The sequence below is a fragment of the Pseudomonas sp. SG20052 genome (genome assembly GCF_031766055.1).
In the GTDB taxonomy this organism is placed as follows: Bacteria; Pseudomonadota; Gammaproteobacteria; order Pseudomonadales; family Pseudomonadaceae; genus Aquipseudomonas; species Aquipseudomonas mandelii.
On record NZ_CP134498.1, the window covers coordinates 1,088,092 to 1,100,337 of the forward strand.

Below are 12,246 nucleotides of genomic sequence, written 5' to 3' on the forward strand. Positions count from 1 at the left end.
TGCATAAAGCGGCAGGCAGAAATGCCTGCCACTGGAACGCTGTGGCGTGGCTCTACATCAACCGCTTGCGTTCGCTCGAAGGCGCGATCCCGAGGGATTCACGGTACTTGGCGACGGTGCGGCGAGCCACCTGAATGCCTTGTGCCTCCAGTAAACCAGCGATCTTGCTGTCACTCAACGGCTTTTTCTGATTTTCAGCAGCAACCAGTTTTTTGATGATCGCGCGGATCGCCGTGGACGAGCATTCACCGCCTTCGGAGGTGCTGACGTGGCTGGAGAAAAAGTATTTCAGTTCATATATGCCCCGAGGGGTATGCATGAATTTTTGCGTGGTGACCCGTGAAATCGTCGACTCGTGCATCCCCACCGCTTCGGCGATGTCATGCAGGACCAGCGGCTTCATCGCTTCGTCGCCGTATTCAAGAAAGCCGCGCTGATGCTCGACGATCTGAGTGGCTACTTTCATCAGGGTTTCGTTGCGGCTTTGCAGGCTCTTGATGAACCAGCGGGCCTCTTGCAACTGATTGCGCATGAAGGTGTTGTCGGCGCTGGTGTCGGCGCGGCGCACAAAACCGGCGTATTGGGCGTTGACCCGCAGCCGTGGCACCGATTCCTGGTTCAGCTCGACCAGCCAGCGCTCATTGTCCTTGCGCACGATCACGTCAGGGACAACATATTCGGCTTCACTGGACTCGATCTGCGAGCCCGGGCGCGGGTTGAGGCTCTGCACCAGCTCGATGACCTGGCGCAGCTCATCTTCCTTGAGCTTCATGCGACGCATCAGCTGGCTGTAATCGCGGCTGCCGAGCAGGTCGATGTAGTCGGTGACCAGGCGTTTCGCTTCGGCCAGCCAAGGCGTCTTGGCAGGCAGTTGGCGCAATTGCAGCAGCAGGCATTCGCCCAGGTTGCGGGCGCCAATGCCGGCCGGTTCGAATTGCTGGATGCGGTGCAGGACGGCTTCGATCTCGTCCAGTTCGATGTCCAGTTCCGGATCGAAGGCCTCGAGAATTTCCTCGAGGGTTTCGTCCAGGTAGCCCTGATTGTTGATGCAGTCGATCAGGGTCACGGCGATCAGACGATCGGTGTCGGACATCGGTGCCAGGTTCAGTTGCCACAACAAATGGCTTTGCAGGCTTTCACCGGCCGATGTGCGGGTGGTGAAATCCCACTCGTCGTCATCGTTGCTCGGCAAGCTGCTGGCGCTGGTCTGGTAGACGTCTTCCCACGCGGTATCAACGGGCAGCTCGTTGGGAATGCGCTCGTTCCAGTCGCCTTCCTCGAGGTTATCCACCGTCGGGGCGGTTTCCTGGTAGGAGGGTTCCGAAATGTCGGCGTTGGGGAGCTGTTCGGCTTTGTCGGCCAAGGGGTCGGCGTTATCGAAGTCGTCGCCTTCTTCCTGGCGTTCGAGCATCGGATTGGACTCCAGGGCCTCCTGGATTTCCTGTTGCAGGTCCAGGGTCGACAATTGGAGCAGGCGGATGGCCTGTTGCAGCTGCGGTGTCATCGTCAGCTGCTGGCCCATTCTCAAGACTAGCGATGGTTTCATGGCAGGGGCTTAACACCTTATTCGCCGGCGCACATGCGCCATCCACTACAGGGCGCCGGAGCGCCAAACATAAGCAAATTATATGCCCGAAACTGCAGCGTTTGCCTAGAGCGCTGTAACAATAAAAAAGTATTGATTTTTTATCGAGACGAGCGCTCGGACAATCAGCCAGACACCTTACTGCTTAAAGGCGGAATTCATGGCCCAGATACACTTCCTTAACCAGTTCGTTGGCCAGGATGGTGGCGGAGTCACCTTCGGCGATCAGTTGACCATCGTTGACGATGTAGGCGGTTTCGCAGATATCCAGGGTTTCACGGACGTTGTGGTCAGTGATCAGCACGCCAATGCCTTTGGCCTTGAGGTGGTAGATGATCTGCTTGATGTCGCCCACCGAAATAGGGTCCACACCGGCGAATGGTTCGTCGAGGAGGATGAATTTCGGGTTGGTGGCCAGTGCCCGGGCGATTTCCACCCGACGACGTTCACCACCGGACAGGCTCATGCCTAGGTTGTCGCGGATGTGGCTGATGTGGAATTCCTGCAGCAGGCTTTCCAGTTCCTTGCGACGCTCGGCCTTGTCGAGTTCCTTGCGGGTCTCGAGGATGGCCATGATGTTATCGGCGACCGAGAGTTTGCGGAAGATCGACGCTTCTTGCGGAAGATAGCCGATACCGGCCTTCGCACGACCGTGCATTGGCTGGTGGCTGACGTCCAGGTCGTCGATCAGCACGCGACCCTGATCGGCCTGCACCAGGCCGACGATCATGTAGAAACAGGTGGTCTTGCCGGCGCCGTTAGGGCCTAGCAGGCCGACGATTTGACCGCTGTCGATGGACAGGCTGACGTCACGCACGACCTGGCGGCTCTTGTAGCTCTTGGCCAGATGCTGAGCTTTCAGAGTTGCCATTAAGGAGCCTTTTTCGCGTCGTTTTTCGGCTTGGGCTGGATCACCATGTCGATGCGCGGACGCGACTCGGTAACCTTGCTACCCGTAGCACGCCCGGCGCTCGCAAGCTTTTTCTGGGTGTCGTAGACGATTTTTTCGCCCTGGGTGACGTTGTTGTCCTTGTCGACGACTTTTGCCTTGTCGATCAGCACGACGCGGTTTTGCGAGGCGTGGTACTGGATGGTCACGCCCCAGCCCTGAACAGGCTTGGTGTCGCCGGCCGTCTGCATCTGCTCGAAGTAGGCGAGGTTGCCCACCGAGGTCACCACGTCGATGTCGCCAGCCGGGGTACGGGTGATGGTCACGGTATTGCCGGTGACCTTCATCGAGCCCTGAGTGATGATCACGTCACCTTTATAGGTGGCAACGCCATTCTTGTCGTCCAGTTGGGCGTCGTCGGCCTGAATGCGGATAGGCTGCTCTTGATCGTTCGGCAGAGCCCAGGCGCTCACGCTTCCCAGTGCTGCGCCCAGACTGAGCAAAATAGGGAGAGTTTTAACGAGCCTCATACTGTCCTCTTACGTTCGATAGCAGGTGTATCCTGCTTTCTTTCAAATACGCTTTCATTCCGTTGCCTGTCGATACACCGCCAGCGCCGTCGATTCTAACGGGTTGATCGGTCTGCGCATATTGCTGCTGCGGGAACACCGTCATTCGGGTGGTGGTAATCAGGGTTCGGCGGTTTTTCTCGTCGAAACGGGTGATGCGCACCGAGTCGATCAGCTCGACCTGAGTGCCGTCCGGGTTGACTTCGCCGCGCTCACTCTGGACGTGCCACGGAAACTGCGTACCGCGAAACATGTTCAGGTCAGGGTTGGTCAGCAACGTCACCTCGCTCGCTTTCAGGTGTTCGACCTTGTCGGACGTCATTTCGTATTGCAGTTTGCCGTCCGGCAGGTACTGAACGCTGTGGGCGTTGAGGGCGTAATAGTCGATTGCGCTTTCATCGACCGTGACCACCGGCTTGTCGAGGAAGCGTTCCGGGCTGATGTTCCAGTAGCCGACCGCGGCGAACAGCGCCGCGATGCAGCCGAACACCAGGATGTTACGAATCTTTTTGCTCAGCATAATGGGCTCACAGGTACGCGGCGTTGGCCGCATCGAGGCGGCCCTGGGCGCGCAGGATCAATTCACAGAATTCGCGAGCGGCACCCTCGCCACCACGGGCCAGGGTGATGCCATGGGCGTGTTCACGCACGAAGCTGGCAGCGTTTGCTACGGCCATGCCCAGACCCACGCGGCGAATCACCGGCAGGTCCGGCAAGTCGTCGCCCAGGTAGGCGACCTGTTCATAGCTTAGGTTGAGTTGGGCAAGAAGTTCGTCGAGCACCACCAGTTTGTCTTCACGACCCTGGTAAAGGTGTGGAATGCCGAGGTTCTTCGCCCGCCGTTCGACCACCGGGGTCTTGCGGCCGCTGATGATAGCGGTCTGCACGCCGGCTGCCATCAACATCTTGATGCCTTGACCGTCGAGGGTGTTGAACGTCTTGAATTCGCTGCCGTCTTCGAGAAAGTACAGGCGCCCGTCGGTCAGTACGCCATCGACGTCGAACACCGCGAGTTTGATCTGTTTGCCACGTTGCAGCAGGTCCGTGCTCATTACATTACTCCCGCACGCAGCAAGTCGTGCATGTTCAAGGCGCCGACCGGGCGGTCTTCGCTGTCGACCACGACCAGTGCGTTGATCTTGTGGTCTTCCATGATTTTCAGGGCTTCGGCGGCGAGCATTTCGGCGCGAGCAGTCTTGCCGTGCGCGGTCATGACCTGATCGATGGTGGCGCTGTGGATGTCGATGCTGCGGTCCAGTGTGCGGCGCAAGTCACCGTCGGTGAAGATCCCGGCCAGTTTGCCATCGGCTTCCAGGATCACGGTCATGCCCAGGCCCTTGCGAGTCATTTCCATCAGCGCATCCTTGAGCAGCGTACCGCGCTGAACCTGCGGCAGCTCCTGGCCAGCGTGCATGACGTTTTCGACTTTCAGCAGCAGGCGTCGACCCAGCGCGCCGCCTGGATGGGAAAAGGCGAAGTCTTCAGCGGTAAAGCCCCGGGCTTCCAGCAGCGCAACGGCCAGGGCATCGCCCATGACCAGCGCGGCGGTGGTCGACGAGGTCGGTGCCAGGTTCAGCGGGCAGGCTTCGTGCTCGACGTGAACGTTGAGGTTGACCTCGGCGGCCTTGGCCAGCGGCGAGTCCGGGTTGCCGGTCACGCTGATCAATTTGATGCCCAGACGCTTGATCAGGGGCAGCAGGGTGACGATTTCATTGGTGGAGCCGGAGTTCGACAGCGCGAGGATGATGTCGTCGCGGGTGATCATGCCCATGTCGCCGTGGCTGGCTTCGGCCGGGTGCACGAAAAAGGCCGTGGTGCCGGTGCTGGCCAGGGTGGCGGCGATCTTGTTGCCGATGTGCCCCGATTTGCCCATGCCGACCACGACCACGCGGCCTTTGCTGTCCAGAATCATCTCGCAAGCGCGTACAAAATCTGCGTCGATATGGGGCAGCAAGCCTTGTACGGCTTCCAGTTCGAGGCGGATGGTGCGTTGTGCAGATTGAATCAGGTCGCTGGATTGGCTCATGTCAGAAATCGTATAGCCTGATGAAAAGGCGGCGATTATAGCGGTAATGATCAAAACCCTCACGCAAGTTCGTCACGCTTTGTCATTCCCTGTTACTGAATCCCTTCTGAACAAGGCTTTTTGCCTGTCAAGTTGCTGAACATGGGCCGGCGTGGGCCTTGGGCGCTTGGCCTTTGCAGTGATATAGTTCGCCGCCAGTTCGGCCTGCCCGTGGAGGCATGTGCTTTCGTCAGAAAGACAGGCGTCCGAGTGTGAGGCTGCATCGCAAGGAGTTTAGATGAGTGCCGATAACGCCTACGCGGTCGAGCTGAAGGGACTGTCCTTCAAGCGCGGTGCGCGCAGCATTTTCAATAACGTCGATATCCGTATCCCGCGCGGCAAGGTCACCGGCATCATGGGGCCTTCCGGGTGTGGCAAGACCACGCTGTTGCGGTTGATGGGCGCGCAGTTGCGGCCCACCAAGGGCGAAGTCTGGGTCAATGGCCAGAACCTGCCAAAGCTGTCGCGCAGCGATCTGTTCGATGCGCGCAAGCATATGGGTGTGCTGTTCCAGAGCGGCGCGCTGTTTACCGACCTCGACGTGTTCGAGAACGTCGCCTTTCCGCTGCGCGTTCATACCGAGCTGCCGGAAGAAATGATCCGTGACATCGTCCTGCTCAAATTGCAGGCCGTGGGGTTGCGTGGCGCCATCGAGCTGATGCCCGACGAACTGTCCGGTGGCATGAAGCGCCGTGTCGCGCTGGCGCGGGCGATTGCCCTCGATCCGCAGATCCTCATGTATGACGAACCCTTTGTCGGCCAGGACCCTATCGCCATGGGCGTGTTGGTGCGCCTGATCCGCTTGCTCAACGATGCGTTGGGCATCACCAGTATCGTGGTCTCCCATGATCTGGCCGAGACCGCCAGCATCGCCGACTACATCTATGTGGTGGGCGACGGCCAGGTGTTGGGGCAGGGCACTCCCGAGGAGCTGATGAACTCGCAGGAACCGCGGATTCGTCAATTCATGACCGGCGATCCCGACGGTCCGGTCGCATACCACTTTCCAGCGACGGATTACCGCGCAGATCTTCTGGGGAAGCGTTGATGCGCAAGATTTCACTATTGGAACGCGTGCGTCGGTTCGGCCATGCCGGCATCGATGTGCTGTCGGTGTTCGGCCGTTCGGCGATTTTCCTGTTTCATGCCTTGCTCGGTCGCGGTGGTATCGGCGGCGGCTTTGGCCTGCTGATCAAGCAACTGCATTCGGTGGGCGTGATGTCCCTGGTGATCATTGTGGTCTCCGGGGTGTTCATCGGCATGGTGCTGGCGCTGCAAGGCTTCAACATCCTGTCCAGCTACGGTTCGGAGCAGGCGGTGGGGCAGATGGTTGCGCTGACGCTGTTGCGCGAACTCGGCCCCGTGGTCACGGCACTGCTGTTCGCCGGGCGTGCAGGTTCGGCGCTGACCGCCGAAATCGGCAACATGAAGTCCACCGAACAGTTGTCCAGTCTGGAAATGATTGGCGTCGACCCGCTCAAGTACATCATTGCCCCGCGCCTGTGGGCCGGCTTCATTTCCCTGCCAGTGCTGGCGATGATTTTCAGCGTGGTGGGTATCTGGGGCGGTTCGTGGGTGGCTGTCGACTGGCTGGGTGTCTATGAAGGTTCCTACTGGTCCAACATGCAGAACAGCGTGACGTTCACCGATGATGTGCTCAACGGCATCATCAAGAGCATCGTCTTTGCCTTCGTCGTGACCTGGATCGCCGTATTCCAAGGCTATGACTGCGAGCCCACTTCCGAGGGGATCAGTCGTGCCACTACCAAGACCGTGGTGTACGCCTCTTTGGCTGTGCTCGGCCTGGACTTTATTTTGACCGCCTTGATGTTTGGAGATTTCTGATGCAAAACCGCACCCTGGAAATCGGTGTCGGCCTTTTCTTGCTGGCTGGCATCCTGGCTTTGCTGTTGCTAGCGTTGCGGGTCAGTGGCCTGTCCCCAAGTGCCACCACCGATACTTATAAACTTTATGCATATTTCGACAATATCGCCGGTTTGACGGTCAGAGCTAAAGTGACCATGGCCGGTGTGACCATCGGCAAGGTCACGGCGATCGATCTGGACCGCGACAGTTTCACCGGTCGAGTGACGATGCAGCTGGAAAAGCGCGTAGATAACCTGCCGACCGACTCCACTGCATCTATCCTGACCGCTGGCCTGTTGGGCGAGAAGTACATCGGTATCAGCGTGGGCGGCGAAGAAGGCTTGCTCAAGGATGGTGGAACCATCCACGACACCCAGTCGTCGCTGGTGCTCGAGGACCTGATCGGTAAATTCCTGCTCAATACCGTTAGCAAAGACGCCAAATGAGGAGCTTTTGAATGATCTCTACCTTGCGACGTGGCCTGTTGGTATTACTCGCGGCCCTGCCGTTGATGGCTAACGCCGTGGCAGCGCCCTCAGCGCACGAAATCGTGCAGGACACCACGACTCGGTTGCTTGCAGACCTGTCGGCCAACAAAGAGAAGTACAAGCAGGACCCACAAGACTTTTACACGGCGCTGAACACCATCGTCGGGCCGGTCGTGGATGCCGAGGGCATTTCCAAAAGCATCATGACGGTCAAATACTCGCGCAAAGCAACGCCGGCGCAGATGAAGACCTTTGAAGAAAACTTCAAGAGAGGTCTGTTCCAGTTCTATGGCAACGCCTTGCTCGAGTACAACAATCAGGGCATCACCGTCGACCCTGCCAAGGATGAGTCCGGAGACCGTACCAGCGTTGCCATGACGGTCAAAGGCTCCAACGGCTCGATCTATCCTGTGTCTTACACACTCGAGAAGATCAACGGCGAGTGGAAACTGCGCAACGTGATCATCAACGGCATCAATATCGGCAAGCTGTTCCGCGATCAGTTCGCCGATGCGATGCAGCGCAATGGCAATGACCTGGACAAGACCATCAACGGTTGGGCCGGGGAAGTCGCCAAGGCCAAGGATAAAACCGCAGACGCCTCCGAGAAGTCTGCCCAATGAGTGTGTCGGCCATTCGCATGAGCGAAACCGGCGAGCTGCGACTGAGCGGCATGCTGGATTACCGCACCGGCCCTGGTCTGCGCAAGCAGGGGCAGGCGTTGATCAAGTCCAGCAAGGCCGCCGAACTGGTGGTTGATTGTTCGGCAGTGTTGAAGTCCAGCAGCGTAGGCTTGTCCCTGCTGCTGTGCTTCATGCGCGATGCAGAGGCGGCCGGCAAGGCGCTGAGCATCCGCGGAATGCCAGAAGACATGCGTGAAATCGCTCAGGTCAGCGAATTGACCGAGCTGTTGGCGCATCCCTAACCAGCATCTATAAAGAAGCCCCCCGTCAGAGTCCTGCTTCGCGGGGTTCGCAGGCGCGGGGCTTTTTTGTATGATGTCCGACCCGCGCGCACAGGGCGCCGATTGAGGTTGAGCATGCAGGCCGTAGAAGTGAAGAGCTTCCTTGAAGGAAAGCTGCCCGGAACGTTGGTAGAAGTTGAGGGCGAAGGCTGCAATTTCCAGCTGAACGTGATTAGCGATGAACTGGCGGCGTTAAGCCCGGTGAAGCGTCAGCAGCAGATCTATGCCCATTTGAACCCATGGATCACCGATGGCAGCATCCATGCGGTCACTATGAAATTTTTCAGCAGCGCGGCCTGGGCCGAGCGCACCTGAGCCCAAGGGCGTCGAGATTCTTATGGATAAATTGATTATTACTGGCGGCGTTCGTCTTGATGGCGAAATCCGCATCTCCGGGGCGAAGAACTCTGCCCTGCCGATCCTGGCTGCAACCCTGTTGTGCGATGGCCCGGTAACGGTTGCCAACCTGCCGCACCTGCACGACATCACCACCATGATCGAGCTGTTCGGCCGCATGGGCATTGAGCCGGTGATCGACGAGAAGCTCAGCGTCGAAATCGACCCGCGCACCATCAAGACCCTGATCGCACCGTATGAGCTGGTGAAAACCATGCGCGCATCGATCCTGGTGCTGGGCCCGATGGTTGCCCGTTTCGGTGAAGCCGAAGTCGCCCTGCCTGGCGGTTGCGCCATTGGTTCGCGTCCGGTTGACCTGCACATCCGTGGTCTCGAAGCCATGGGCGCGGTCATCGACGTCGAAGGCGGCTACATCAAGGCCAAGGCGCCAGAAGGCGGCTTGCGCGGTGCGCACTTCTTCTTCGACACCGTCAGCGTGACCGGTACCGAAAACATCATGATGGCCGCCGCCCTGGCCAAGGGCCGCAGCGTGCTGCAGAACGCAGCTCGCGAACCTGAAGTCATCGACCTGGCGAACTTCCTGATTGCCATGGGTGCCAAGATCACTGGCGCCGGCACCGACACCATCACCATCGATGGCGTTGAGCGTCTGCACCCGACCACCTACAAAGTGATGCCTGACCGTATTGAAACCGGCACCTACCTGGTGGCGGCAGCCGTCACCGGCGGTCGCGTGAAGGTCAAGGACACTGATCCGACCATCCTCGAAGCGGTTCTTGAGAAACTCAAGGAATCGGGCGCGGAAATCACCTGCGGCGAAGACTGGATCGAGCTGAACATGCACGGCAAGCGGCCAAAAGCCGTCAACGTGCGGACCGCTCCGTACCCGGCGTTCCCGACCGACATGCAGGCGCAGTTCATCTCCCTCAACGCCATTGCCGAAGGCACGGGCGCCGTGATCGAGACGATCTTCGAAAACCGCTTCATGCACGTTTACGAACTGCACCGCATGGGCGCCAAGATCCAGGTCGAAGGCAACACGGCCATCGTCACCGGTACCGAAAAGCTGAAAGGCGCGCCAGTGATGGCCACCGACCTGCGTGCTTCGGCCAGCCTGGTAATCTCGGCACTGATCGCCGAAGGCGACACCCTGATCGACCGCATCTACCACATCGACCGTGGTTACGAGTGCATCGAAGAGAAACTGCAGATGCTCGGCGCCAAGATTCGCCGCGTACCGGGCTAGTTTCTGCTGCATGGGCGCAGGGACGCGCCCGTTGAATTTGTTTCAAGTCGAGCCAGTTTCTGGCTCGATGTGTGTCCGGCGCCGTTTGCGACCGGGCATCAGTAGCCTGATAAGGACTGACGTTTCCCATGTTGACCATCGCACTGTCCAAGGGCCGCATCCTTGACGACACCCTGCCGCTTCTGGCTGAAGCGGGCATCGTGCCGACCGAGAATCCGGACAAGAGCCGCAAGTTGATCATCCCCACGACCCAGGCCGACGTGCGCCTGCTGATCGTGCGCGCCACCGATGTGCCGACCTACGTCGAGCATGGTGCCGCGGACCTGGGCGTCGCCGGTAAAGATGTGCTGATGGAATATGGTGGCCAGGGTCTTTACGAACCGCTGGACTTGCGAATTGCCCTCTGCAAGCTGATGACCGCCGGCCGTGTCGGTGATGTCGAACCCAAGGGCCGCCTGCGGGTGGCGACCAAGTTCGTCAACGTTGCCAAGCGTTACTACGCCGAGCAGGGCCGTCAGGTCGACATCATCAAGCTCTACGGCTCGATGGAGCTGGCGCCGCTGATCGGTCTGGCGGACAAGATTATCGACGTGGTCGACACCGGTAACACCTTGCGTGCCAATGGCCTGGAACCCCAGGATTTCATCGCTGACATCAGCTCCCGGCTGATCGTCAACAAAGCGTCGATGAAAATGCAGCACGCCCGTATCCAGGCGTTGATCGACACCCTGCGCAAGGCAGTGGAGTCTCGACACCGCGGCTGATTCACCTGCGCGACGTTAAGTCGCGCCCGTCTATCCGCCTCATAGCCAGAATTCTCAGGTGCCCAAGCGGAAACGACTGCTAAGTTAGGGCGCCTGAGTTTTTGCCATTCCTATGAGGCTCTCGCTATGACCGCACCGACTGCAATTCGCCGACTCAATGCTGCTGACCCGGATTTCGCGCATCATCTGGATCATCTGCTGAGCTGGGAAAGTGTGTCTGACGACTCGGTCAATCAGCGAGTGCTGGACATCATCAAAGCCGTGCGCGAGCGTGGCGACGCAGCGCTGGTGGACTTCACCCGGCAGTTCGACGGCCTGGACGTTGCGTCCATGGCGGATCTGATCCTGCCGCGCGAACGCCTGGAACTGGCCCTGACCCGCATCACCGTGCCTCAGCGTGAAGCACTGGAAAAAGCCGCGGCCCGCGTGCGCAGCTACCACGAAAAACAGAAACAGGATTCCTGGACCTACACCGAAGCTGATGGCACGGTGCTGGGCCAGAAGGTCACGCCACTGGATCGCGCCGGTCTGTACGTCCCGGGCGGCAAGGCGTCGTACCCATCCTCCGTGTTGATGAATGCAATTCCGGCCAAGGTCGCCGGTGTGACCGAAGTGGTCATGGTGGTGCCGACACCGCGCGGTGAAATCAACGAGCTGGTGCTGGCGGCGGCGTGCATCGCCGGTGTTGACCGCGTTTTCACCATTGGCGGCGCGCAAGCGGTTGCCGCATTGGCTTACGGTACCGAAAGCGTGCCGAAGGTCGACAAGGTGGTTGGCCCGGGCAATATCTATGTCGCCACCGCCAAGCGCCATGTGTTCGGCCAGGTCGGCATCGATATGATCGCCGGTCCGTCGGAAATCCTCGTGGTGTGCGATGGCCATACCGATCCGGACTGGATCGCCATGGACCTGTTCTCCCAGGCCGAGCACGACGAAGACGCCCAGGCGATTCTGGTCAGCCCGGACGCCGAGTTCCTCGACAAGGTCGCGGCCAGCATCGCCAAACTGCTGCCGACCATGGAGCGCGCCCAGATCATCGAAACCTCGATCAATGGCCGTGGTGCGTTGATCAAGGTTCGCGACATGGAGCAGGCCATCGAAGTGGCCAACCGCATTGCGCCGGAACACCTGGAGTTGTCGGTCGCCGATCCGCAAGTCTGGCTGCCGCTGATCCGTCACGCCGGCGCGATCTTCATGGGCCGTCACACCTCTGAAGCCCTGGGCGATTACTGCGCAGGCCCGAACCACGTGTTGCCGACGTCCGGCACCGCGCGGTTCTCTTCGCCGCTGGGTGTGTACGACTTCCAGAAACGCTCGTCGATCATCTTCTGCTCCGAGCAGGGTGCGTCCGAACTGGGCAAGACCGCTTCCGTGCTGGCCCGTGGCGAGTCGCTGACTGCCCACGCCCGCAGCGCCGAATACCGCATCGTTGATGAGCAAAAGGGGAACTGAG

15 protein-coding genes are annotated in these 12,246 nt (G+C 59.5%); 9 read left to right on the top strand and 6 right to left on the bottom strand.

The features are described from left to right. Positions 1-52: 52 nt before the first annotated feature. The 6 genes from RHP74_RS04795 to RHP74_RS04820 form a co-directional block, all read right to left on the bottom strand. Positions 53-1,546: an RNA polymerase factor sigma-54 gene (locus tag RHP74_RS04795; protein ID WP_010463324.1), complete on the bottom strand. Its 1,494-nt coding sequence runs from the start codon at positions 1,544-1,546 to the stop codon at positions 53-55. Positions 1,547-1,730: 184 nt separating this feature from the next. Beyond that, entirely contained in the window at positions 1,731-2,456 is a 726-nt protein-coding gene (gene lptB, locus RHP74_RS04800) for an LPS export ABC transporter ATP-binding protein (protein WP_010463322.1), read from the bottom strand. Continuing rightward, positions 2,456-3,004 carry a lipopolysaccharide transport periplasmic protein LptA gene (gene lptA, locus RHP74_RS04805; protein WP_042932376.1) on the bottom strand — a complete coding sequence of 183 codons (549 nt, stop codon included), beginning with the start codon at positions 3,002-3,004 and terminating at the stop codon, positions 2,456-2,458. Before lptA ends, lptB begins: the two co-directional genes overlap by 1 nt. After that, the gene (gene lptC / locus RHP74_RS04810) at positions 2,991-3,563 is read right to left on the bottom strand and encodes an LPS export ABC transporter periplasmic protein LptC (RefSeq protein WP_010463318.1); all 573 of its coding nucleotides are present in this window, start codon (positions 3,561-3,563) and stop codon (positions 2,991-2,993) included. The genes lptA and lptC overlap by 14 nt, the downstream gene beginning before the upstream one ends. A gap of 7 nt (positions 3,564-3,570) precedes the next feature. Beyond that, positions 3,571-4,095, bottom strand: a complete 525-nt coding sequence (locus tag RHP74_RS04815) for an HAD family hydrolase (protein WP_007941249.1) — start codon at positions 4,093-4,095, stop codon at positions 3,571-3,573. Further along, positions 4,095-5,069, bottom strand: a complete 975-nt coding sequence (locus RHP74_RS04820) for a KpsF/GutQ family sugar-phosphate isomerase (RefSeq protein ID WP_010463314.1) — start codon at positions 5,067-5,069, stop codon at positions 4,095-4,097. The genes RHP74_RS04815 and RHP74_RS04820 overlap by 1 nt, the downstream gene beginning before the upstream one ends. A 277-nt stretch (positions 5,070-5,346) precedes the next feature. Between RHP74_RS04820 and RHP74_RS04825 the strand changes: the two genes are divergently transcribed. The 9 genes from RHP74_RS04825 (at position 5,347) to hisD (ending at position 12,245) form a co-directional block, all read left to right on the top strand. Next, the gene (locus RHP74_RS04825) at positions 5,347-6,156 is read left to right on the top strand and encodes an ATP-binding cassette domain-containing protein (RefSeq protein WP_010463312.1); all 810 of its coding nucleotides are present in this window, start codon (positions 5,347-5,349) and stop codon (positions 6,154-6,156) included. Continuing rightward, the gene (gene mlaE, locus RHP74_RS04830) at positions 6,156-6,953 is read left to right on the top strand and encodes a lipid asymmetry maintenance ABC transporter permease subunit MlaE (protein WP_311098112.1); all 798 of its coding nucleotides are present in this window, start codon (positions 6,156-6,158) and stop codon (positions 6,951-6,953) included. Before RHP74_RS04825 ends, mlaE begins: the two co-directional genes overlap by 1 nt. Continuing rightward, positions 6,953-7,420: an outer membrane lipid asymmetry maintenance protein MlaD gene (mlaD, locus tag RHP74_RS04835; protein ID WP_010463308.1), complete on the top strand. Its 468-nt coding sequence runs from the start codon at positions 6,953-6,955 to the stop codon at positions 7,418-7,420. The genes mlaE and mlaD overlap by 1 nt, the downstream gene beginning before the upstream one ends. A gap of 11 nt (positions 7,421-7,431) precedes the next feature. Further along, positions 7,432-8,085, top strand: coding sequence for a phospholipid-binding protein MlaC (locus tag RHP74_RS04840; RefSeq protein WP_010463306.1), 654 nt, complete (start codon positions 7,432-7,434; stop codon positions 8,083-8,085). Further along, positions 8,082-8,387: a lipid asymmetry maintenance protein MlaB gene (locus RHP74_RS04845; RefSeq protein ID WP_010463303.1), complete on the top strand. Its 306-nt coding sequence runs from the start codon at positions 8,082-8,084 to the stop codon at positions 8,385-8,387. Before RHP74_RS04840 ends, RHP74_RS04845 begins: the two co-directional genes overlap by 4 nt. A gap of 114 nt (positions 8,388-8,501) precedes the next feature. Continuing rightward, positions 8,502-8,741, top strand: coding sequence for a BolA family protein (locus tag RHP74_RS04850; protein WP_007912386.1), 240 nt, complete (start codon positions 8,502-8,504; stop codon positions 8,739-8,741). Positions 8,742-8,763: 22 nt separating this feature from the next. Next, positions 8,764-10,029 (top strand): UDP-N-acetylglucosamine 1-carboxyvinyltransferase, encoded by a 1,266-nt coding sequence (murA, locus tag RHP74_RS04855; RefSeq protein ID WP_010463300.1) that lies wholly within the window; start codon positions 8,764-8,766, stop codon positions 10,027-10,029. A gap of 128 nt (positions 10,030-10,157) precedes the next feature. Beyond that, the gene (gene hisG / locus RHP74_RS04860) at positions 10,158-10,793 is read left to right on the top strand and encodes an ATP phosphoribosyltransferase (RefSeq protein ID WP_007901570.1); all 636 of its coding nucleotides are present in this window, start codon (positions 10,158-10,160) and stop codon (positions 10,791-10,793) included. A 126-nt stretch (positions 10,794-10,919) separates the two neighbouring features. Further along, positions 10,920-12,245 carry a histidinol dehydrogenase gene (hisD, locus tag RHP74_RS04865; protein WP_083375015.1) on the top strand — a complete coding sequence of 442 codons (1,326 nt, stop codon included), beginning with the start codon at positions 10,920-10,922 and terminating at the stop codon, positions 12,243-12,245. The last annotated feature ends 1 nt before the right edge of the window (position 12,246 follow it).

Bases quoted from the DNA above. Each gene is read 5' to 3' on its own strand.
- lptB (WP_010463322.1), bottom strand. From the start codon at position 2,456: ATGGCAACTCTGAAAGCTCAGCATCTGGCCAAGAGCTACAAGAGCCGC.
- RHP74_RS04795 (WP_010463324.1), bottom strand. From the start codon at position 1,546: ATGAAACCATCGCTAGTCTTGAGAATGGGCCAGCAGCTGACGATGACA.
- hisD (WP_083375015.1), top strand. From the start codon at position 10,920: ATGACCGCACCGACTGCAATTCGCCGACTCAATGCTGCTGACCCGGAT.
- mlaE (WP_311098112.1), top strand. From the start codon at position 6,156: ATGCGCAAGATTTCACTATTGGAACGCGTGCGTCGGTTCGGCCATGCC.
- hisG (WP_007901570.1), top strand. From the start codon at position 10,158: ATGTTGACCATCGCACTGTCCAAGGGCCGCATCCTTGACGACACCCTG.
- RHP74_RS04815 (WP_007941249.1), bottom strand. From the start codon at position 4,095: ATGAGCACGGACCTGCTGCAACGTGGCAAACAGATCAAACTCGCGGTG.
- lptC (WP_010463318.1), bottom strand. From the start codon at position 3,563: ATGCTGAGCAAAAAGATTCGTAACATCCTGGTGTTCGGCTGCATCGCG.
- mlaD (WP_010463308.1), top strand. From the start codon at position 6,953: ATGCAAAACCGCACCCTGGAAATCGGTGTCGGCCTTTTCTTGCTGGCT.
- RHP74_RS04850 (WP_007912386.1), top strand. From the start codon at position 8,502: ATGCAGGCCGTAGAAGTGAAGAGCTTCCTTGAAGGAAAGCTGCCCGGA.
- RHP74_RS04825 (WP_010463312.1), top strand. From the start codon at position 5,347: ATGAGTGCCGATAACGCCTACGCGGTCGAGCTGAAGGGACTGTCCTTC.
- RHP74_RS04840 (WP_010463306.1), top strand. From the start codon at position 7,432: ATGATCTCTACCTTGCGACGTGGCCTGTTGGTATTACTCGCGGCCCTG.
- murA (WP_010463300.1), top strand. From the start codon at position 8,764: ATGGATAAATTGATTATTACTGGCGGCGTTCGTCTTGATGGCGAAATC.
- lptA (WP_042932376.1), bottom strand. From the start codon at position 3,004: ATGAGGCTCGTTAAAACTCTCCCTATTTTGCTCAGTCTGGGCGCAGCA.
- RHP74_RS04845 (WP_010463303.1), top strand. From the start codon at position 8,082: ATGAGTGTGTCGGCCATTCGCATGAGCGAAACCGGCGAGCTGCGACTG.
- RHP74_RS04820 (WP_010463314.1), bottom strand. From the start codon at position 5,069: ATGAGCCAATCCAGCGACCTGATTCAATCTGCACAACGCACCATCCGC.